This is a genomic window from Methylobacterium brachiatum (assembly GCF_020523825.1).
In the GTDB taxonomy this organism is placed as follows: domain Bacteria; phylum Pseudomonadota; class Alphaproteobacteria; order Rhizobiales; family Beijerinckiaceae; genus Methylobacterium; species Methylobacterium brachiatum.
The window spans coordinates 412,708-433,371 of the sequence record NZ_JAJALK010000004.1 but is presented as its reverse complement, the minus strand read 5'-3'; the positions used below and the strand labels follow the sequence as shown (position 1 = coordinate 433,371).

Annotated in this window: 21 protein-coding genes and 1 pseudogene; 12 read left to right on the top strand and 10 right to left on the bottom strand. The window is 65.9% G+C overall.

Annotation, left to right across the window (positions count from 1 at the left end; all coding sequences use genetic code 11):
- Positions 1-324, bottom strand: a complete 324-nt coding sequence (locus LGR69_RS12125) for a hypothetical protein (protein ID WP_066925637.1) — start codon at positions 322-324, stop codon at positions 1-3.
- A 215-nt stretch (positions 325-539) separates the two neighbouring features.
- Between LGR69_RS12125 and LGR69_RS12120 the strand changes: the two are divergent.
- From LGR69_RS12120 to LGR69_RS12095, 6 genes and pseudogenes are all read left to right on the top strand, one after another.
- Positions 540-719 (top strand): annotated as a pseudogene (locus LGR69_RS12120) (efflux RND transporter permease subunit); the annotation flags it as partial.
- A 65-nt stretch (positions 720-784) separates the two neighbouring features.
- Positions 785-1,261, top strand: coding sequence for a DUF411 domain-containing protein (locus tag LGR69_RS12115; protein WP_066925634.1), 477 nt, complete (start codon positions 785-787; stop codon positions 1,259-1,261).
- Between the two features lie 127 nt (positions 1,262-1,388).
- Positions 1,389-2,111, top strand: coding sequence for a TIGR04282 family arsenosugar biosynthesis glycosyltransferase (locus LGR69_RS12110; protein WP_082773261.1), 723 nt, complete (start codon positions 1,389-1,391; stop codon positions 2,109-2,111).
- A 23-nt stretch (positions 2,112-2,134) separates the two neighbouring features.
- On the top strand, positions 2,135-3,406 hold the full coding sequence (locus tag LGR69_RS12105; RefSeq protein ID WP_066925628.1) for a glycosyltransferase 87 family protein: 1,272 nt from the start codon (positions 2,135-2,137) through the stop codon (positions 3,404-3,406).
- A complete protein-coding gene (locus LGR69_RS12100; RefSeq protein WP_066925625.1) occupies positions 3,403-4,476 on the top strand; it encodes a radical SAM/SPASM domain-containing protein in 1,074 nt (357 codons plus the stop codon). Before LGR69_RS12105 ends, LGR69_RS12100 begins: the two co-directional genes overlap by 4 nt.
- Complete coding sequence (locus LGR69_RS12095) at positions 4,473-5,216, top strand: glycosyltransferase family 2 protein (RefSeq protein ID WP_082773260.1); 744 nt, start codon at positions 4,473-4,475, stop codon at positions 5,214-5,216. The genes LGR69_RS12100 and LGR69_RS12095 overlap by 4 nt, the downstream gene beginning before the upstream one ends.
- An 8-nt stretch (positions 5,217-5,224) precedes the next feature.
- Here the strand turns inward: LGR69_RS12095 and LGR69_RS12090 are convergent, their stop codons facing one another.
- From LGR69_RS12090 to LGR69_RS12070, 5 genes are all read right to left on the bottom strand, one after another.
- On the bottom strand, positions 5,225-5,887 hold the full coding sequence (locus LGR69_RS12090; protein WP_066925619.1) for a hypothetical protein: 663 nt from the start codon (positions 5,885-5,887) through the stop codon (positions 5,225-5,227).
- A 74-nt stretch (positions 5,888-5,961) separates the two neighbouring features.
- The gene (locus tag LGR69_RS12085) at positions 5,962-7,557 is read right to left on the bottom strand and encodes a PhnE/PtxC family ABC transporter permease (protein ID WP_230366168.1); all 1,596 of its coding nucleotides are present in this window, start codon (positions 7,555-7,557) and stop codon (positions 5,962-5,964) included.
- The gene (locus tag LGR69_RS12080) at positions 7,554-8,222 is read right to left on the bottom strand and encodes an ATP-binding cassette domain-containing protein (RefSeq protein WP_066925616.1); all 669 of its coding nucleotides are present in this window, start codon (positions 8,220-8,222) and stop codon (positions 7,554-7,556) included. The genes LGR69_RS12085 and LGR69_RS12080 overlap by 4 nt, the downstream gene beginning before the upstream one ends.
- 10 nt (positions 8,223-8,232) lie before the next feature.
- On the bottom strand, positions 8,233-9,120 hold the full coding sequence (locus tag LGR69_RS12075) for a putative selenate ABC transporter substrate-binding protein (protein ID WP_082773259.1): 888 nt from the start codon (positions 9,118-9,120) through the stop codon (positions 8,233-8,235).
- A 158-nt stretch (positions 9,121-9,278) separates the two neighbouring features.
- On the bottom strand, positions 9,279-10,124 hold the full coding sequence (locus LGR69_RS12070; protein ID WP_066925610.1) for a class I SAM-dependent methyltransferase: 846 nt from the start codon (positions 10,122-10,124) through the stop codon (positions 9,279-9,281).
- A 94-nt stretch (positions 10,125-10,218) separates the two neighbouring features.
- Between LGR69_RS12070 and LGR69_RS12065 the strand changes: the two genes are divergently transcribed.
- From LGR69_RS12065 to LGR69_RS12050, 4 genes are read left to right on the top strand one after another with little or no spacing between them, the layout of a single operon-like run.
- Positions 10,219-11,256: a radical SAM protein gene (locus tag LGR69_RS12065; protein WP_066925607.1), complete on the top strand. Its 1,038-nt coding sequence runs from the start codon at positions 10,219-10,221 to the stop codon at positions 11,254-11,256.
- Positions 11,249-12,049 (top strand): HAD family hydrolase, encoded by an 801-nt coding sequence (locus tag LGR69_RS12060; protein WP_066925603.1) that lies wholly within the window; start codon positions 11,249-11,251, stop codon positions 12,047-12,049. The genes LGR69_RS12065 and LGR69_RS12060 overlap by 8 nt, the downstream gene beginning before the upstream one ends.
- A 46-nt stretch (positions 12,050-12,095) precedes the next feature.
- Positions 12,096-13,163 (top strand): selenide, water dikinase SelD, encoded by a 1,068-nt coding sequence (selD, locus tag LGR69_RS12055; RefSeq protein ID WP_066925600.1) that lies wholly within the window; start codon positions 12,096-12,098, stop codon positions 13,161-13,163.
- A gap of 9 nt (positions 13,164-13,172) precedes the next feature.
- Entirely contained in the window at positions 13,173-13,976 is an 804-nt protein-coding gene (locus LGR69_RS12050; protein ID WP_066925597.1) for a nucleoside phosphorylase, read from the top strand.
- On the opposite strand, the gene senA is transcribed toward LGR69_RS12050, so the two are convergent.
- Positions 13,973-15,277 carry a selenoneine synthase SenA gene (gene senA, locus LGR69_RS12045; RefSeq protein WP_066925594.1) on the bottom strand — a complete coding sequence of 435 codons (1,305 nt, stop codon included), beginning with the start codon at positions 15,275-15,277 and terminating at the stop codon, positions 13,973-13,975. The genes LGR69_RS12050 and senA overlap by 4 nt on opposite strands.
- Positions 15,278-15,304: 27 nt before the next feature.
- Between senA and senB the strand changes: the two genes are divergently transcribed.
- Positions 15,305-16,270, top strand: a complete 966-nt coding sequence (senB, locus tag LGR69_RS12040; protein WP_012457150.1) for a selenoneine biosynthesis selenosugar synthase SenB — start codon at positions 15,305-15,307, stop codon at positions 16,268-16,270.
- 394 nt (positions 16,271-16,664) lie between these two features.
- The gene (locus LGR69_RS12035) at positions 16,665-18,206 is read left to right on the top strand and encodes a CYTH and CHAD domain-containing protein (protein WP_012457151.1); all 1,542 of its coding nucleotides are present in this window, start codon (positions 16,665-16,667) and stop codon (positions 18,204-18,206) included.
- A 139-nt stretch (positions 18,207-18,345) separates the two neighbouring features.
- On the opposite strand, the gene LGR69_RS12030 is transcribed toward LGR69_RS12035, so the two are convergent.
- The 3 genes from LGR69_RS12030 to LGR69_RS12020 form a co-directional block, all read right to left on the bottom strand.
- Positions 18,346-18,501 carry a hypothetical protein gene (locus tag LGR69_RS12030; protein ID WP_230366166.1) on the bottom strand — a complete coding sequence of 52 codons (156 nt, stop codon included), beginning with the start codon at positions 18,499-18,501 and terminating at the stop codon, positions 18,346-18,348.
- Positions 18,502-18,993: 492 nt separating this feature from the next.
- Positions 18,994-19,260 carry a hypothetical protein gene (locus LGR69_RS12025; RefSeq protein ID WP_012457154.1) on the bottom strand — a complete coding sequence of 89 codons (267 nt, stop codon included), beginning with the start codon at positions 19,258-19,260 and terminating at the stop codon, positions 18,994-18,996.
- A 201-nt stretch (positions 19,261-19,461) separates the two neighbouring features.
- Positions 19,462-20,661 carry a patatin-like phospholipase family protein gene (locus LGR69_RS12020; RefSeq protein WP_082773265.1) on the bottom strand — a complete coding sequence of 400 codons (1,200 nt, stop codon included), beginning with the start codon at positions 20,659-20,661 and terminating at the stop codon, positions 19,462-19,464.
- Positions 20,662-20,664: the final 3 nt, after the last annotated feature.

The following is a 20,664-nucleotide window of genomic DNA, read 5'->3' as shown; positions in this document are numbered from 1 at the left end:
TCAGCGCTGGGGCGGCACGTCGTCCTCGTCGAACGACGTGCCGTGCTTGAACCCGGGTCGCACCTCCTGCACGAGACGCAAGCGGGGTAGCCGGTCGAGCAGGGTCCGCTTCATGGAAGGGGGGATGGGCATGTCCCGGAGCGTATCCGGCCATCGATCCAGGGCCTTCCCGACAGTGACCCTCACCTCCCTTTCGAGGAGCCCCGAATCGAAGCCGATGGCCGTCGCGGCGTCGCGGAACTTGCCGAGCCCCATGACGAAGGGGTTTCTTCGTCTCCCGAACTGCAGCGCCATGGTGTCGTCGCTGAAGAGACTTTCCTCCATAGCGAAAACCTCCCCACTCTCTTTTTCATCATAACGAAAATCCGTCCATCGCAACTTTTTTCTTCAAAGCGAAAGAATGAAAGAGAATTTCGTTATAAAGAAAATTATTTGGACCGCGATTTCTTTTTTAATGCGAAGTTTCGATGGCCGGGACGGATCGGGCCAACCATGCAGTCGTCGCGGCACCGCGGTCACCGAGGCCGGACCCTTCTCAGGTTGCCATCATGGCTGGGCTCCTACCCATCCTGTGGAGCACTGGCTCAGGCTCCGAGGTCATGCAGCGGATCGCGGTCCCGATGATTGGCGGCATGGTCTCGTCGACAGTCCTAACCCTGGTGGTGATCCCGGCGGTCTATGGCTTGGGTGAAAGGCTGACGGCTCGCGTAATTCGATAGTTCGATGGAATCCTTCAAACATCGAAATTTGTCATTGGCGGCGGAATGAGACCGGGAGATCGACCATGAACGAGACGATGTGGATGACCCGACGCGCCGTGGTTCTGGGCCTAGCAGCATCGACCGCATTTGGGCGCCATGCCCTCGCTCAAGACCTGACGACGGTCGCGGTGACCAAGGACCCGACCTGCGGGTGCTGCGAGAAGTGGATCGCCCACCTTCGCGAAAGCGGGTTCACCGTGGCGGTGACCGAGGGGCCCGTGAACCCGCTCAAGGTCCGCCTCGGCGTGCCGCGGGACCTCGCCTCCTGCCACACGGCGCAGGTCGGCGGCTACGTCATCGAGGGGCACGTCCCAGCCGGTGCGATCAAGCGCCTGTTCGCCGAGAAGCCCCAGGGCACCGGGCTGGCAGTTCCGGGCATGCCCTCAGGCTCCCCCGGCATGGACGTCGAGGGGATGGAGCCCGACACCTACGACGTCGTGCTATTTGGCCCAGTGGTGCGGATCATGTTCGCGCGCTATCGTGGATCGGAACCCCTGTGAGTGTCGCCTCCTCTTTAAAGACGGATAAAGCGCTTTCGGCTGACAATGGAAATCAAAAACTCGCTCGTCATCGCATCCCCGATCCTGAGCGATCAGGTGCACTTCCGGATCGCCTGATGGCCCGCGCGTGCGCGAGGAAGCCATGACGATAGCTCTTGGCATCATGTGCAAGGCCCCACGTCCCGGTCATACCAAGACACGACTGGCGGCCGTCATCGGTGCGGAACAAGCGGCCGCGTTGTCCGGCTGCTTCCTTCGCGACGTTGCCGACACGATAGCGGCGATGCATGTCCCTCTCGGCTGCCAGGGATATGGGGTCTATGCGCCGAGTGGTGCGGAGGTCGAGCTTCAAGGCTTGTTGCCCACCTCGTTCCGACTTTTGCTGCAGGAAGGCGCCGACTTCGGAAAGGTTCTGGCAACGGCTGCGCGCAGGCTCCTGACCTCGCCGGATCACGATGCGGTGGTGCTGATCAATTCGGATTCCCCGACTCTTCCCCCGGCGCTTCTGGCCCAAGCGGTAGAGGCGCTACGTCGAGACGGCGATCGCGTGGTCCTCGGCCCGGCCACGGACGGCGGCTACACGTTGATAGGCGTCAAGCGGGATCACCCTGAACTTTTCGCGGATATCCCATGGAGTACGTCCGATGTGTTTCGTTTGACCTTGGAGCGGGCGGCATCCATCGCCTTGGCGGTCGAGACGTTGCCGATCTGGTATGACATCGACGATGCGCTGACCCTACAGTACCTTCGCGACGAGATTACCGGCAGCGCCCTTCCATTCGCCTTGCCTGACCTTATCGGCGGACCGGCCTTGGCGACGCGGACGCTGCTTGCCGGAATGCCCGTGTGATGGGACCTGCGTGGCGGCTCTCCATGATGGGCATAACCGCGACGATCCTCGTCGCGCTCGGCATGCCGACGCTGCAGGGTCTAGGCGACACCGCCTTCCTACTGACCGCTATCCCGACAGGGATCTTGGCGGCATCGGCGGCACGGATCGAGGGCGTTGACGAGCGCCGGGCCGTTGCCATCATCGTAATCGTCGGCCTCGCCATGCGCCTCATCGCGCTTCCCGCTCCACCGCTCCTCTCGACCGACATCTTTCGCTACGTCTGGGACGGGATGGTCCAAGGCGCCGGCATTAATCCCTATCGCTACGTCCCGGCCGATCCGGCCCTCACCTTCCTGCGCGACGAGGCCGTCTACCCCTTCATCAATCGCGCGGACTACGCGGTGACCATCTACCCGCCGGTGGCACAGGCGTTCTTCGCGCTCGTCACGCGGGTCTCGGAAAGCGCCCTTGCGATCAAGTTGGGGCTCGTCGCCTGCGAGGTCGTCACGGTGTTGGCAATTCTCGCCCTGCTGCGGCGGCTGCGCCGGCCAGCGACGCGGTTGGCGGCCTACGTTTGGCACCCTCTGACCATCTGGGAGATCGCGAGCCAGGGCCATGTCGATGGGCTGATGGTCGCGCTGGTCATGCTCGGGCTCTGGCTCACCCTTGCTGCCCAACGAAGATATCTGGGAACCGCCGCCGTCACGTTCGCAGCCATGGTGAAGCCGTTCGCCCTGATCGTGATGCCGGCGCTGTGGCGTCCATGGGATTGGCGAATGATTCTACTCGTCCCGGCCCTGATCGCGTCGGCATATCTGCCTTACCTCTCGGTCGGCTGGGGGGTCTTCGGCTTCCTGACCACGGGATATGTTCAGGAGGAGGGGCTCGCCTCAGGCTGGGGCTTCACGCTTCTGCGACTGTTCCGGGAATCCGTCGGGGAGTGGAGGTATGACACGGCGGTCTATGTGGCTCTCTCACTCGCGACGCTTGGGGGATTAGCGCTGCGAGCCGGGTTCCGGCAGGAGCGCACGCCGGCACGAAGCCTGGGCGACATCAATCTCATGGTGCTGACGTTACTCTTTCTGTTTTCGCCCGAATTCCCTTGGTATTTCCTGATCGCGGTGCCCTTCCTGGCGCTCGTCGGGTCATGGCCCGGATGGGTCCTCACGGTCGGTGGCTTCATGCTTTACAAGGTGGTCGATACGGTGCCGTCCTACGATGTCCGCTCCGCCATCCTCGCCGGCCTCGTCGCCGCGGCAGCCGTGGCCTCCCGCGTTCGATCGCCCGCTGGCCGGAAGGAATCGCCGCAATGACCGCTGCCACGCAAGGCATCCTGCTAGCCCTCGATCCCCGTCGCTACCACGAGGCCGCGCCTGAGGCGGTGAGCCGGGAGGCCGAGCGGCCGCCGGTCTGTCTCTACCTGGAAGTGACAAACCGCTGCAATCTCCTCTGCACGACCTGCCCGCGCACCTACGTGGAGCTGGAGCCCCCCGCCGACATGAGCTGGGAGCTGTTCACGTCCATCGTCGACCAGGTCCCCAACTTAGCGCGCGCGGTCCTCCACGGGGTCGGCGAGCCGATGCTGGTCAAAAACCTGCCGCGGATGGTCCGCTATCTCAAGGATCGCGGCACCTACGTCCTCTTCAACACCAACGGCACCGTGCTCTCGGAGAAGAACGGCCGCGCGCTAATCGAGGCCGGCCTCGACGAGCTGCGCGTTTCCCTCGACGCCTCGACCCGCGCCTCCTACCTCGCGGTCCGCGGCAAGGATTACTTCGAACGCATCCTCAAGAACGTCCGCGCCTTCCGAGCCATGCAGGAGCGGGAGGGCCATGCCAAACCCCGCGTCTCGGCTTGGCTCACGGGCCTGAAGGAGACCCTGCACGAGCTTCCCGCCTTCGTGCGGGTCGCGGCCGAGACCGGCGTCAAGGAGGTGTACCTTCAGCGCCTCGTCTACTTCGAGGACGAGGCCATCGGTATGGCCCGGCCCGACCAGGCCCTCTACGAGCGCATGGACCGTGAGGAAGCCGGTATCCTCGAAGAGGCGGAGGCCACCGCCCGAGAGCTCGGGCTCACCTTCTCCGCGTCGGGCGCGGCGAGCGAGCCCGGCATGAGCCTGAAGCGTAAGGACGACGGCTCGCCCTGGTCGCTCTGCCGACGGCCGTGGAACGTAATGTACTTCACCGCCAACGGCCGGGCGCTCCCGTGCTGCATCGCCCCCTTCTCGCAGCGCGGCTACGAAAATTACACACTGGGTGACGCCACCCAGCAGTCCCTGCGCGAGATCTGGAACGGCGCCGCCTACGTCGATTTCCGCGAAGCGCTCCTGTCGGACAAGCCGCCTCAGGCCTGCGGCAGCTGCGGTATGCGCTGGAGCCTATGAGCGGCCAGATCCGGCCGCAACGAGACATGGCGGTGGTCTCGGCCATCGTCCCGTGCCTGAACGAGGAGGCCGCCATCGGCGAGGTCGTGGCCGGCCTGCTGGCGAACGGAGCGGATGAGGTCGTCGTCGTCGATGGCGGCTCGCGGGACGCGACCTGCCAATTGGCGGAGGCTGCCGGCGCGAGGGTCGTCGCCGAGCGGCGTCGCGGCTACGGCCGGGCGATCCAGGCCGGCATCGCCGTTGCGCGTCCGGATGCCGGCATTCTCCTCTTCGTCGACGGCGATGGCAGCGACCGGATCGACCGGGCGCCGCTCTTGATCGGGCCGATCCGTGCGGGCCGGGCCGATTTCGTCCACGGTTCACGTGTGCGCGGTGACCGTGAGCCCGGTGCGATGAGCCTGCCCCAGATCGTGGCCGGTCGCCTCGCCGGCGGGCTCCTGCACCTCGCCTACGGGGCAAGCTTCACGGACATGTCGCCCTTCCGTGCGATCCGCCGCGACGCGCTGGACCGGCTCGGGATGCGCGACGAAACCTACGGTTGGAATCTGGAAATGCTCATGCGTGCCGCCGCCGGCGGCTTGCGCTGCGAGGAGGTTGCGGTCGGCCAGCGGCCGCGACGGGGCGGAGTCTCGAAGGTCTCGGGCGATTGGCGCGTGTCGATGCGGGCGGCCTGGGTCATCGCCACGACGTTCCTTCGGTTGGCCCGTGAACTCTCGCGGGAGCGGTCCGCAAGCACGTGAGGGTGTGCTCAGGTCGCCAGTCGCACGAACGCGCCGATGGCGCCGTTTGTCATGTCGGGTGGGTAGCGTCGGCGCAGGTCGCCGTCGAGGCCGAGACTGCGGCCAGCGCCGAAGACGCTGAACAGACCCATGAGGCCCGCCAGGAAGACGTAGGTCCAGGGCCATTCCATGGGATGAAGGTAGAGGCCGAGCCAGAGCTGCGCGACGAACAGGACCCCGATCACGCCGATGACGCGCACGCCAAGCCCCAGGATGAGCGAAACCGCGAAGGCGAGCTCGGTCAGGAAGACCAGGACGTCGAGGACGTAAAAATTGGGCAGCGGCAGGAGCACGTGCTGGACCAGGTCGCGATGCCACTGGAAGGCGGCGTTCTTCACTTCCTCGCCGGTCCAATAGAAGAGACCGTTCTCGGTCGAGAGGAAGGGCAGCTTCCAGAGCATGTTCTGGAACCACATCCCTCCGACGAGGCAGCGCAGGAACCACATGGTGAGGTCCCGGCCGTTGCGCTGAAGTGGATCGGCAACCCATTCCCGAGCTGCGATTAGGATGCTCGTCAGGATCAGCCCGATGAAGAGTGCGACGACGAGCCACCGCCAGACGCCCAACGCCATCTGGTCCCCGTGCTGCCCGCTGAGGAACAGCCAGGTGTCGTAGAACGGATCGGTGCGCATGGGGCTGTTCCTTCTGTCTGGGTTGGAGGCCGATGCGTGGAGATGCCCTTCGTTCGCGGGCCGTCCATCGCGCGTTACGTCGAACCGCGTGCCGGAAGGCACCCTTCCGCCTTGAGGGGTGCGGTGGCACCTAGCCCGTCGCAGCGCCGGTCGACATCGCTGCCCTCGGTCGAGAGCCGTGTTGGCAGGTCATTGATGCGCAGCGCCCTGCGAAGGAACCGTGACAGGGCATCGACCCCGGCGGCCATCAAGGCGGTCGCGACGATGAGCACGACGGCGACATCGAGGCGTAGCTCGGCGATCGCGGCGTCCACGTAGTAGCCGAGCGTCGTGACACCGAGGATGCCAAAGATCGCGCTCTCGCGCAGGATCAGCTCCCAGCGGTACAGCAGGTAGGCAAGGAACTGCCCGTAGAGCCGCGGCACGGTCTCGTAGGCGTAGAGGTCGAGGCCCGAGGGCGCGTCGGCACGGTAGCTCAGGGCATCGGCGTGACGGCCCATGAGGTAGCCGATGATGCCCGAGTTGTGGATGGTGAGGGCCAGGATGGCCGGCAGCATCGAGGGGCCGAGGACCTGGAGCAGCACGTAGGCGAGCATGTATTCCGGCGTCGAGCGCACGACGACGAGAATAACGCGACCGAGCGGATGGCCGATAGGCCCGGCAAATCGCCGAGAGACGAGCGGAAACAGCAGGAGCGCGCCGATGGCGGTCGCGACCAGGGCGATCTGCGAGAGGATCAGCGTCTGCGCGGCGCCCGGCAGGATCTGCTGCGTCAGGATCGGCCCGAACCACCGGCCGAGACGCATCCATGTCTCGACATCGAGCAGGCTTGCCGCGCGTAGGGGGGCAGGGACGATGTCATGGGTGAAGAAGCGAACGAGGCTCGCGCCGATGTTCGTCGAGCCCACGGTTTGGGGCAGGACGAGGAAGCTTCCGACCGCGAGGAATGGCAGCGTCGCCGTGCGAACCCAGAGCCGGCGCGAGCCGATCAGCGCGTAGAAGACGAGGAGCAGTGCGCCGGCCTCCGCGTAGCGACCCTGGCGGAAAGCCGATTCCAGGTAAAATCCCATCGTCGGCAGACCGATGAAGCCGAGGATCAGCGTCGAGCGCATGGCGCATTCGAGACGGTAAAGCGTGTAGTTTCGGAAGGCCGAGGCGACGTCGGGCAGGCGCGCGTAGGCGAAGGCGGAGAGCGCGCCGGTCCCGTCCGGCAGAACGCGCAAGGCGGCGAGGTCGGCCTCCTCGATGATCTCGGAATAGACCTTGGCGCAAATCCCGGCATAGGGCAGCGCGATGGCGAGGATGCCGGTGGTTGCCGAGAGGCCGAAGACCTGCATCAGGAGCAACGCCCAGAACAGCTCGTGCACGGACCGCAAGCCCGTGCAGACGACCCGCACGAACCGCGACCGCGCGAACGGGATCGCCAGCAGGAAGCCGGTGCCCGCGCCGAGGCCGACGCCGAGCACGGCGAACGCGACCGTGTAGACGACGCTCCAGACTTCGACTGAGAGTAGATCCGGGCGAACCAAACCGTCGAGCAGGCGCCGCAAATCCGCCCACGGATGCAGGCTCGTCACGGCGAGGTCGGCCACAAGCAAGGCCGCAAGCGCGAGGGCGAAGAACAAGCGGCTGATGGCCCCGTAGCCGAAGGTGCCCAGTCGCGCGCTCATGCAGCCGCCCGATAGAACGGAGCGAGGGCATCCGCATCGAGGTCGCGGGTGGGTCGGTCGAGGACGATGCGGCCGCCGTCGAGCACCACGATGCGGTCGGCATGGGCGAGGGCCAGCGCGATATCGTGCAGCGCGAGGATCAGTGTCTCGTGCCGCTCGGCGAGGCGGGCCAGAACCGATCCGCCCTGCGCCTGGTCCAGTGCCGAGACCGGCTCGTCACCGATCAGGATCGGCCGCCCGTTGTAGAGGGCGCGCGCAACCGAGACACGCTGCTGTTGGCCGCCGGAGAGCGCACCCGCCTTGGCGTGGAGGGCGTCGGCCATCCCGACCCGCCCGAGCACCTCGGCGACCTCGGATACGTCCGCGCGGGCCGGAAAGGCTAGGGTGCGCAGGTTGTGAAGGGTCGAGCGCCGGTCGAGACGGCCCATGTAGACGTTGTGGAACACCGAAAGCGTGCGCACGAGGGCACTCGCTTGTGGGATCAGCGCCGCGTCACGCGAGACCTGCGCGTGGATGAGGGCGAGCAGCGTAGACTTGCCGGACCCCGACCGTCCCATCAGCGCCACGCGTTCGCCGGTCCGGATGGTCAGGTCGATCCCGGAAAGAACGGTGGTCCCGCCGTAGGCCGCGTGGGCATCGGCAAGGACGATGGCGGGCGTTGTCACTGGCGCGCCGTCAATCTAGCAACCCAGTCGATTTCGCGACGCGTTCCACGGGTTCATAGTCGGCGTTCGTCGCGGAGATGAACTTCGTTCGGGCGAAAGGCGCGAGGATGGCAGGGTCGGTGATGCCGAGAAGCGCCTGCTTCAGCGTCTCGGTGAAGCCGGCGCCGTAGGTCTTGTCCACATCGCCTCGCACCGTCCACTGGTAGTCGGGGAAGGTCGGGCTTTCCCAGATCACTGTGACGTCCTTGCCCTCGACCTTGCCGGCCTTGCTTTCCAGATCCCAGACCGAGTAATCGACCGCCCCGACCTCGAAGGCGCCGGACTGGACGAGTTGGATCGTGCGGCTGTGATCGCCCGAGAATCCCACGCGGGAGAAGATCTCCTCCGGCGTCTTGCCGGGAAACGCTTCCCGGATGAAGTGCTCCGGCATCAGGCGGCCCGAGGTCGAGGCGCGGGAACCGAAGCTGAACGTCTTGCCGGCGACATCCTTCGGAAAGTCCTGGGATTTGACGAGACCCGTCTTGGTATTGGCGATGAAATAGGTTTTGAAGGCGGCATCCTCGGCACCCTGGGCGATTGCCTGCGAGCCGGGGACCGCCTTGCGGGCCTGGACGCCCGTGAACCCGCCGAACCAGGCGAGCTGGACCTGCCCGTTCGTGAAGGCCGTGACGGCCGCCGGATAGTTCTTCACCGGGATGTACTTGACCGGTACGCCGAGCTTGCCTTCGAGATAACCGGCGACCTTGCCGAAGCGCTCGACGAGACGGCTTTCGTCCTGATCGGGGATGCCCGTGAACACGAAGACGGGCATTTCTCTATCCTGCGCCTGAACCGGACCGCAGCCGAGGACGTAGCCGACCGTCGCGAGGACCGGCCATATCTGCTTCAATCCGAGCATCCAACTATCCCTGCTTGATCCGCCGCAGCCAATGCGCAGCTTCATTCCTGGCGTAGCACATACGGGTCTACCGCCGGCAGCTCCGGACGGTGCGATAAGGCCACGCAATCAGCTTGGCCGCAAATCACGGAGGGCGTTCGTCGGTGCCGATCCGGCGGTTACGGGCGGGTTGCCGAATTTACCGGAGGGGCGCAGGCGACACCGAGGAAAGCTATGGCACGCAGGGCGACGGGTCCCTGGCCCTGGTCGCGCTCCAGGTCCGTGACGAAGCGTGCGAGGACCGCCGCTCGATCCTCGCCCTGGGCCGCCAGCAAGGCCGCGATGCCCGGAGCGAAGTCCAGTCTCTCGGAGAGCCAGAGGGCCGAAGGCGCTTCGAGCGCGGCCTCGATCCGCGTGATGCCATCCACCTCCAAGCTCGCGGACCCGAACAGGGTGCGGAAGGCGGCGTCATCGCTGAAGCGAAGCTGGGCCGGGGTGCCCGGAAGGGAAGGCTGCGGTCCGCGCACCGCTGCGATGGCGGCCAGCAGCCGGGTGATGAGTTCGTAGTTCTGCGGCTCCGTCCAGGTCACGATGGCGATTTTCCCGCCGGGCCGGACCAACCTGGCCGCCTCCTTGAGCGCACGCACCGGGTCCGGACACAGGATGATGCCGAAGATTGATAGGGCTGCGTCGAAGCTTCCGTCATCCAGGGCGAGGGCCTGCGCATCCATCGATGCCGCCTCGACCGGCAGCCCGCTCCTCATGGCTCGCAATCGGATGCGGTCCACCATGCCCGGCGCCGCATCGATGGCCAGGACGGTGGCCCCTTCTCGTGCGGCCATCAGGGCCGCGCCGCCGGCGCCCGCGGCCACGTCGAGGCAGCGCTGGCCCGGTGCCAGGCCAAGGGCGGCGACGGCGGCTTGCGCGAAACGGTCGGTCAGGGGCTCGAAGACGGCCTCGTAAGCGTCGGCATGCTCGCTCCATAGGTCTGGCTGCTGGTCGGGTTGAAGGCTCGATGTCACCATTCTGGCCTCTGGCGCGAACAACCCTTTATAAGCCTTCAGGCCGCGTGTCTCGCGGTCGCCTTCTCCCTTTGTCCGCGGTTATCGGCAGGACCGAATGACAGCCACGCCCATGCCCGCGCCCGATCCAGTCCGCACCTTCTCGCTAGGCCTGGGGCTGACGAACGAGTGCAATCTCGCCTGCAGCTTCTGCTATCGCGATCCGGACAGGGTGGACCGCCTGGGTCCCACGCAGGTCCGTGCGGTCCTCGACCGCTTGCCGGTCCGGTCGGTCAATCTCGGCACCGGCGAGAATGGGATGCATCCGCAGTTCCCGGCCCTGCTCGACCTGCTGCGGGCCGAGCCAATCAAGCTCACCATCACCTCGAACGGCCACTCCATCGCGATGATCGACGATGCGGCCGTGCAGGCTTTCGCCGACATCGAGTTCTCGATCGATTATCCGACGAAAGCCGAGCAGGATGCGCAGCGGGGCGACGGCAACTGGGACCTCGTCATGGAGCAGGCCTCGCGCTGCAGACGGCTCGGCGTCGGCGTCACCTTCATCGCGGTCATGATGCGCACCAACTTCGACCGCCTGCACGAGATCGCTGCCATCGCCAAGGCCTTCGACGCACCGCTGCGCATCAACGTCTACCAGGCCGTGCGCACCGACGCCTTCGCCCTGACCTACGAGGAATACTGGAGCGGGTTCGAGCGCCTGTTGGCCGAGACCGACGTCATTGCCATCGGCGAGCCCCTCGTCCGGGCCATGGCCGGAATGCCAGCGCGCAAGGGTGGATGCGGGGTCGGGACCGTGCGCGTGACACCGCGCGCCACGGTGCAGCCCTGCGTGTACTGGGGCGCCGGGCAGAGCCTCGACACGCTGCTCGAAGCCGGTGCCGGCATCCTCGACACCGCGCCCTTCGTGGCGGCCAGGTCCCTGCCCGAGCCGTGTCGCGGCTGCATCCACGAAGCGTCCTGCCACGGGGGCTGCGCCGGCCGGCGGCGCCTCCTGGATCGCCTCGACGAGGTGGACCCTTATTGTCCCATCGTGCGGGGAGAGGATCGTCCGCTCGCAGTCACGATGGCGGCGACCCGCGACCTGCCGAAGCTTGAGAGCGCCTGCACGACCATCGTCCAAGCCCGTGGCTGACACGGCCGAGCCGATCTCCGGTCTCGGCGAACTCACCGGGCGCTACGACGTCCTGCTCTGCGACGTCTTCGGCGTCCTGCACAACGAAGGGCAAGTTTTCCCCGCGGCTACGGCAGCCCTGACCGCGTTCCGGGCCTGCGGTGGGACGGTGGTGCTCGTTTCGAACGCCCCGGAACCCGGGACCCGGCTCCTTGGGTCTCTGGCCGCCCGAGGGGTCGCGCCTGCCTATGACAGCGTGGCCACCGCCGCCGACGTCACCCGAATCCTGCTTAAGGACCAAGACCGGCGAGCGGTCCTGCATATCGGCCCGCTTCGCGACCGGTGCCTCTTCGAGGGGCTGGCCATCGCATTCGCTGAACCGGAGACCGCCGAATTCGTCGTGTGCACCGGGTATCCCGAAACGGACCATAACCTGGACCTGGTGCTCGCGGTCGCCTTAAGGCGCGGCCTCCAGATGCTTTGCACCAACCCTGACACCAGCCTCGTGGTCGGCGACAAACGTTTGCGGTTTGCCGGCCTCGTCGCCCGGCGCTACCGCGACATCGGCGGCGTGGTCGTGGAGACCGGCAAGCCGGGAGGCCTCATTTACGGCAATGGCATCGCTCAGGCGGAAGCGATGCTGGATCGCGCCGTCGACCCAAGCCGCGTATTGGGCGTCGGAGACACCTACGCGCTCGACGTCCTGGGAGCACTCGCACACGGGTTCTCAGCCTTGCATATCGGCACTGACACGCCGACGCCCCCTGGCGACCGCGTTGGTCGCCTGTACCGGATGCCCGCCCTGGTCTGGTAGGACCAGCCTTACGACAATCCCGTGTTTCCATCTGTCAGAGGTCGCAATGTCTGAGGATCCCAAGCTCGATATGCCCCCGGTCCGGCTGACGAGCCTCGCCCATGGCGGCGGCTGCGGCTGCAAGCTCGACCCGGAGGTCCTGCGCACCTTGCTGGCCGATCAGCCGGCGGCGGGTCCGTTTGAGCGCCTGCTCGTCGGGAACGAGACGGCGGACGACGCCGCGGTCTGGGCGCTCGACGACGGCACCTGCCTCATCGCCACGACCGACTTCTTCACGCCGATGGTCGACGATCCGCATGACTTCGGACGCATCGCAGCCACGAACGCGATCTCGGATGTCTACGCGATGGGCGGCAAGCCGATTCTGGCGCTCGCCATCCTTGGCATGCCCGTCGGTAAGATCGCCCCTGAGGTCGTAGCCAGGATCCTGAAAGGCGGTGCGAGCACCTGCGCCGAGGCGGGCATCCCGATCGCCGGCGGCCACTCCATCGATACGCCTGAGCCGATCTACGGCCTCGCGGTCATCGGGCTGTGCGACCGTGCCCGGGTCAGGCGCAATGCCGACGCGCGGGCCGGGGACGTCGCGATCCTGACCAAGCCCCTTGGCGTCGGGATCTACTCCGCCGCGATCAAGCGCGAGGCGCTGGACAGCGAGGGCTATGCCGACTTCGTCGCCACCACGACGCGCCTTAACAAGGTCGGGGCGGATCTGGCGTGCGATGCGGAGGTCCACGCCATGACCGACATCACCGGCTTCGGTCTCCTTGGACATGGTCTGGAACTGGCGCGAGGCGCCGGCCTGACCTTCGTCATCGACGGTGGCGCGATCCCGCTTCTGCCACAGGCCGAGGCCTTGGCGCAGGACGGCTTCGTCACGGGTGCCTCGCACCGCAATTGGGCGAGCTTCGGCGGCCAGGTCACCCTTCCCGAAGACCTGCCGGACTGGCGCCGGCATATTCTCACCGATCCCCAGACATCCGGGGGATTGCTCGTGACCTGCACGCCCGCGCGCGCCGAGGCGATCCTCGTCCAAATCCGGGCCGCGGGCTTTGCCCAAGCCGCCGTCGTCGGGCGGTTCGAAACCGGGACCGCCGGCATCCGGGTCGAGGCCTGAGGCGCCCCGATGCAGCCGAGCGATGCGGAACTCGCCCCAATCATGCGCGACAAGGCGCACGAGCGGGCCTCGGAGTTCACGCCCGAAAGCCTCCTTCGTGAGGCCCGGCGGCAGCGCGGGCTCGCCGCGCGATCCGTGCCCGCCCTATGCGTGCTCGACCCGGACGGCGACATGGTCCGCTACCTGCGTGCGACGGACCAGGGGCGGCTCGATCCCGACTGGGCCTGCTATCACAGTGAACTCCACCGGTTCGAACGCGAAGGGCATGATGTCGGCATTGTCGGCTGCGCGGTCGGCGCGCCCTATGCCGTGCTGGTGGCCGAGCAGATGTTCGCCGCGGGCTGCGAACTTTTGATCAGTGTGACGTCATCCGGTCAGATCACGGACTTGCGGGCCCCGCCCTACTTCATCCTGATCGAGGCAGCGCTTCGCGACGAGGGTACGAGCTATCACTACTTGCCGCCGGCCGAATTTGCGCAGGCGTCGGCCGGCCTCGTTGCCACCATCGCCCCCGCCCTGACCGAGATCGGCGAACCGGTGGAGCGAGGTGCGACCTGGACGACCGATGCGCCCTATCGGGAGACCCGGCAGGCCATCGACGCGGCCCGGGCGCGGGGCATTCTCGCCGTCGAGATGGAAGCGGCAGCGCTCTATGCCTTCGCGCAAGCGCGTGACAAGGCAGTCCTATGCTTTGCCCACGTCACCAACCAGATGGGGCAAGCCGGAGACTTCGAGAAGGGCGAGGCCAACGGCGCGACGGCGGCGCTCCGTCTCGTTGCCGCCGTCGCCAAGGCCTGGTTCGCGAGGCGTTAGAGCGCCACTGTCCGGAAGCCCGCGAAAACGTCGCGACGCTCCGGGCCGAAGAAGTTGCGATAGGCGTTGTCGACCATGCGCGAGCGGGTCACCCAGGCGCCGCCGCGTAGCACCTTGCGCGTCCCGAAGGCAGGCTCCGAGTATTCCTTGTAGGCGTCGGGCGCGAAGCCGGGGAAAGGCAGGAACGGGCTCGCCGTCCATTCCCAGACGTTCCCGATCATCTGTCGGCAACCCCAGGCGCTGTCGCCCTCGGGATGGGCCGCGACATCGACGCAGCCAAGGTGACCGCCATCGAGATTGGCAAGCTCGGGCGTCGGAACCTCGACGCCCCAAGGATAGGCGCGCTTGGTCTCGCTCAAGGTGTCGGGGAGCGCCGGCGCACCTGCGGCGGCGGCCTCCCACTCGGCTTCCGTCGGCAAGCGGCGGCCCGCCCAGCGGCAATAGGCATTCGCCTCATGCCAATTGACGTGGATGACCGGCTGATCGGGCGCCAGCGGCTCCTCGCGGTCGAACCTCCGCACGGTCCACTCCCGTGCCCCACGGCGCGTCCAGTAAACTGGGTGTTCGGCGCGGCAGCCTTCGCGCCACTTCGCCCCCTCCGGGTCCCAGTAGGCTGCCTCACGGTAACCGCCATCGGTGACGAACGCCGCGAACTCAGCGTTCGTCACCGGCGCGCGAGCGATGCGAAACGGCGTAACCGGTACGGGATGCGCCCATTTCTCATTGTCGAAGACGAAGCCGTCGCCAGGCTCCGACCCAAGCCGCCAGATGCCTCCGCTGACCGGGACGTCGCCGGGCCAGGGGCCGGAACCCGCGGCCCGTGCTGAGGTGGATACTGCGAAGGTCGGCGCCGGATAGCCGAGGGTTTGGCGCGAATAGGTGAAGGCCTCGTCGTGCATGTCCTCGTGGTAGGTGACGAGCTGGTAGAGTTCGGCCTCCTGCGGCGTGGGCTCGCGGCCAGCGAGGCGCCGGACCAGCGCGTCGTGAACGCTCGCCATGTAGGCGAGGGTGTCGACCAGTGGGGGCAGCGGGATCGACCAGCGCGTCCCATGGGGCACCCGCGCGGAATCGTAAAGCCCGTCGGCCTCCGACATCAGGGGCGGCTGCCCGTCGAGACCGCGAAGGATGAAATGCTCGTGAAACCAGGCGAGATGCCCGATTTCCCACAAAAGGGGATTCACGATGTCGAGCTGCGGCCCCATGAGACGCTCACGGTCGAGGCCTGCCACCAATTCAAGCGTTCGCGCCCGGGCATCCTGCAGCATAGCCACGAGACCGGCGGCGGAAACCTGTGCGTTCATCAATCGTCCCGGAAGCCTGTCGAACCCATGAAGATCAGCCTCATCACGCCGGCCGCGAAGACATCCCGCGCCGGCAACCGGACCACGGCAGTGCGCTGGGCTCGCATCCTCGGCGATCTCGGCCATCAAGTCGATGTGGCGACGACGTATGAGGACGATGCGGACGCCGATCTGATGCTGGCGCTGCACGCCTGGCGCAGCTCCTCGTCCATCGCGCGGTTCAAGGCGCGCCATCCGGAACGGCCGCTCATCGTCGCCCTCACGGGCACGGACATCTACCACTATCTCGCCGCGGATCCCGAGCCGACCCTGCGCTCGCTCGACCTCGCGGACCGGCTGATTGGCCTGCACGATCTGGTCCCCGCCGCACTTCCTGAACGCCATCGCCAAAAGGTCGACGTGGTGTTCCAATCCGCCTTGCCTCGTCGACGGCGCTGGGCGGCCTCCGAGGAGGCTTTCGAAGTCCTGGTGATCGGGCATCTACGCACCGAGAAAGACCCGTTCTGCGCCGCCCGTGCGGCCCGGAGGCTTCCGGTGCGGTCCCACATCCGCATCGTCCATCTCGGTGGTGCCCATGAGGAAGTCTGGGCGACCCGGGCACGGGCCGAGATGGCTGACAATTCGCGATACCTATGGCTCGGGGATCGTCCCCAATCCTTGGTGCGGCGCTGGCTGACCCGTGGCCGGGTCATGGTTCTGAGTTCGCGTCAGGAGGGCGGCGCCAACGTGGTATCGGAGGCTATCGCAGCCGGACTGCCGGTCATCGCCTCCGGCATTCCCGGTACCATCGGTCTGCTTGGTCCCGCATATCCGGGCTACTTCCCGATCGGTGACGACGCCGCCCTCGCCGGCATGCTTCTGCGAGCCGAAGAGGATCCACAATTTCTCCGAGCTTTGAGCAATGGAGGTGCAGCGCGCGCATATCTGTTTTCACCGGCGCAGGAGCGCGAATCTCTACGACGCGTCGTCGTGTCGATAAGCATAGAAGTTTGACCCCAGTAGAACTCGCTCTAAGAACTTGAAACTTCGGGAACATGAAAAGTCGAGGCAGGGTCACGATCGACGTCGATCGTGACCCTGCCTAGCTATCCGAAATTCTTAAGCCCGCAATGGCTTAGCCCTGCTCTAGGGTAGGGTCAATTTTTGGAAGCAGTTTCAGACCCGCAGGAAATTTAGACCGATAAGGCGCCATTCTGGACCCGTGTCGGTCAGCCTCAGGGACCCCGGGCAATCGAGTGCCTCCACCACGCAGTCGATGCTGGGTCGACATCACCATCGAAATGCAAGATCCGTCGCCAGCTCCCGAGCACCTCATTCCCAAGGGGATTTTCGCCTTTCGATGGCGCTCCCTCTTTAAGGGTCGCGTTCAGAGCGATACAACGATTCGATGACAGCACCGAAAGAAATCGAACTTAAGTTGGTCTGCGACGCGTCCGACCTGACCATTCTGCGGGAGCACCCGCGTCTTCGGGGCGCCGTCGGCGAGGAGCGGGATCAGCTGAACTCCGTCTACTTCGATACGCACGACGGGCGGCTGCGCGAGGCCGGATACGTCCTGCGGGTGCGGGGCACGAAGGATGGATACGTGCAGACCGCGAAGGGCGCCGGCGACGGATTGCTCGAACGGTCGGAGTGGGAGCGGCCGGTCGAGGGACCGGAACCCGACCGCGACGCCCTGGAAGGTACGCCCCTGGCCAAGTTGCTGGGAAAGAACACGAAGCTCGCGCCTATGTTCACGGTTGCCGTCGAGCGCCTCGCCTATCATGTCGAACAGGGTGCCTCGCGCATCGAGGTCGCGTTGGATCAAGGCCGCATCACTCAGACCGCCGGGAAGCGCGCTTCCGACGCCGTGACCATCAGCGAGATCGAACTCGAACTGAAGGAGGGTTCGCCGGCCGACCTCTTCGACCTCGCCCACGAGATGTGTTCCCAGGTCTCTGTGAGGCTCGGGGTCCGGACCAAGCCGGAGCGCGGGTTCGCCCTGATCGACGGTGAACCGAACGGCATGCGCAAGGCGGAGCCGGTCCTGCTTTTGGAAGAGATGACGGCGGCCGACGCCTTCCGAAGCATCGCCCACGCCTGCTTGCGGCACATGCGTCTCAACGAGGATGTCATCCTCGAACGTCGCGATGTCGGCGCCCTTCACCAGACGCGTGTCGCGATCCGCCGCCTGCGGTCGGCGTTCTCGCTCTTCGGCGACATGATCGCGGACGGCCGGAGCGAGGCCATGCGGGCCGCCCTCAAGCGGCTCTCGGCGCCGCTGGGCCGGGCACGCAACCTCGATGTCTTCCTAACCAGGACCTTACCCGCCGAGCGTGCGCGCCATCCGGACGAGGGTGGGCTGCTCAACCTGGAGAAGCACCTCGAAGCCCAGCGCACCGAGGCCTATGAGGCCGTCCGGAAGACCCTGGCCTCGGAGGAATGGCGCAGGTTCATCCTCGAACTGGTGGCCTGGATCAACGCCGGATCATGGCTCACGTCCGGCGACGACAGGGATGCCCGACGCCGTGATCAGCCGGCGATTGCGTTCGCGGCCGGCGTGCTGGAGAAACGCAGGCGTCAGGTCAAGAAGCGTGGTCGAGACCTTGAGAGCCTTAACGCCGAGGAACGCCATAACGTCCGCATCGCGGCGAAGAAGCTGCGTTATGGCGCCGAGTTCTTCGCGGGCCTTTACATTGATAAGAAAGCCAGCAAGCGCCACATGGCGTTCGTTGCGGCACTCGAAGACCTGCAAGACAGCCTGGGCGATCTTAACGATATCACCACCGGTCACGAGTTGCTTAACGAGTTGACCGAGGCCGGTTCGGGCTCGGCGTTGTTCGCGGCGGGGATGACGGCCGCGGATATCGAGGCAAGGGCAACGAAGCTCGTGGCTTCGGCAGCGAAGGCGCATGAGGCATTGATCGACGTGCGGCCATTCTGGCGTTGATGCAGTGCCCAGCCAAAGACGGTGCCGGCGAGGACGTGCGTCAATGCGGGCGGCGGATGCCTGAGGTGGCTTACTGCTCGGCATGGGACGAGGGCAGTTACGAACCGTTCGCCCGTGTATGCATCCAGATTGGCGCTTGTCATGTGTGGGGACGGCGGCCGGCGAGGGGCGTCCCCACACGAGCCTCGATCCAGCTCGGGGACAGGATGTCGCCGGCCTCTGTGATGATCCAGGTCCGGACGTCCTCCGCCGCCATGGCCTTGCCGGCCGCATCGAGCGCCTCGCGAAGGGTCACATAGTCCTTGCTCCGCGCAATCCTAGCGGGAGTCGTACGAGGCCAGACCGTTAACGCGGCCGCCTGATCGAGGTCATGGATTTGCATGGCATCACGATCCTGGCAGAAGTGCTATGGACTACAATGCTCACGTGACCGGTGTTTGACGCCAACGAAGAGCAATATGATCTTGCAGGACGCGGACGCGCCTAAGTGATCCGTCCTTATTAAGCAGTAGTCCACCATGCCCCCGCGCCCATGGGCGCTCCTAAAGCCGTGCGTTAGGTTGAACGAGGCCAGGCGGAAGTGCGTCCACAGTGCGTGCCCCGTGAACCGCGCACCGACCAGGGTGACCATGTCGTCGAGCACAGGTGGATGCCTAGCGCTTCAGAGCCTGATCCTGGCCACGCACCCGATCTGGATCAGAACAACGGAACGGGCGCCCCGAGAACGTTCGAAGGCGTTTTCATGAGGCACCCGAACCATCAGGGATGAGTGAGCCCTAAATCCGGCCTATTGGACCATGTCGTCCTGGGCCATCTCGGGCATGCCCTGCATGCCGGTGATCGGCGAGATGGCCATCATCTTCCCGTTCTTCAGCTTCACGACGTTGAACTTTCGCCCCGTCTTGCTGTCGGTCGCGACGCCGACCATCATCTGCTGGGGCGCGAACTGCGAGACGGTAAAGTCATGCCCCCACGCTGAAAAGGTTTGCTGGGCCAAAGCATATCCAGATGTTGTGACAATGAGCGCGCCGGCGAGCGTCAGTGTTTTCATCATGACATAACTCCAAAGTTATTATTGGATTTAGACTTTCGAGGAATGTACCAGCGCCGTGAAATGCCGATTGCGCATCAAGACGATGCCCTCCGGCTTCGAACTTCGAGGACGTGCGGTCCAACCCGACGCGGCTGATCCCGCGCAAACCTGCTGGAGCGGGCCAAATCGTATGCACTTCCGATAGGAAACCGCTCCGGGATCTCAGAGCGACCCGACGGACGGATCGGACGCGTTCTCGTGGAGGACAAGCCCTTCCACCTCGTCGACCGCCCGCTCCCAGGGCGCGTCGGCGAGTGCCTTACGGGTGTTCTCGTAACCAGCCTGCCGCCGCGCCGCGATGCCGTCGCGGCTGAAGTCGACGTCGCCCGTATGGTCCTGGCCCTCCACCGGCTGTGCGAGGAGCCGCACCACATGCATGCGCGTCAGGCATCCGAAGCTCTCAAGCTCCCGCACCTCCGGCGTTTGTCGCTCCTCCTCCGGCAGGCGCCTGGCGAGCTCCGCGACGACGTGGCGGAGCCGGTGCAACTGCTTCTGCCGAGTGATGTGGGTATGGGCGCGGCTCGCGTATTGCAGGTCCTTTTGGCGGCCCATCACCTCCCAGATACTGGTTGGCTCCGCTCCCTCCGGATTCCAGATATGGATCGCGAACACCAGGGAGTTCCGGCGCGGGTTGTCGTCGAACACCGCCTCGACAGGCGTGTTCGAGAGGATACCTCCGTCCCAGTAAAGCTGGCCGTCGATGCGGACCGCCGGGAAGGCTGGAGGCAGCGCTCCGGAGGCCATGACATGGCGTAGGTCAAGACGCATGTCCCGGCTGTCGAAGTAACGCATCTGCCCGGTGCCCACGTTCGCCGCCCCCACCGTGAGGCGGCAGCCGCCGTGGTTCAGCGTCGGTTGGTCGACGAGATCCCGCAGCGTCGCCTCAAGCGGGCGGGTCGAGTAGTAGCCCGCCTGCTCGGCACCAAGCGGCACATGCGGCCCGGCAAAGGCAAACGGGTTGGGAGTGAAGAACGGTTCGATCCCTTGCGTGATCGTCAGCCAGTTGGCGGCGTAGGTGCCGAACACCGGCAGCGCCGACAAAGTCCGATGCAGCGGACCATGCTCGACCCGGCTCCAGAACGCATCGAGACGTTCGAGGCGGCGCTCCAGGGGATTTCCCGCGATCAGGCTGGCGTTGATGGCACCGATGGAGGTGCCGATGACCCAATCGGGCTCGATCCCGGCCTCGTGCAGGGCCTGGTAGACGCCGACCTGGTAGGCGCCGAGAGCCCCGCCTCCCTGTAACACCAGCACGATCTGCCCGAATCGCCTGCGCAGGCCATGGGCGAGCGACTCGGGTTCGGGTGCCGTTGGCGCGGAAGACGAGTTCGTGGGAGGTTGAGGTGGGACCGTATCGAGCATGGC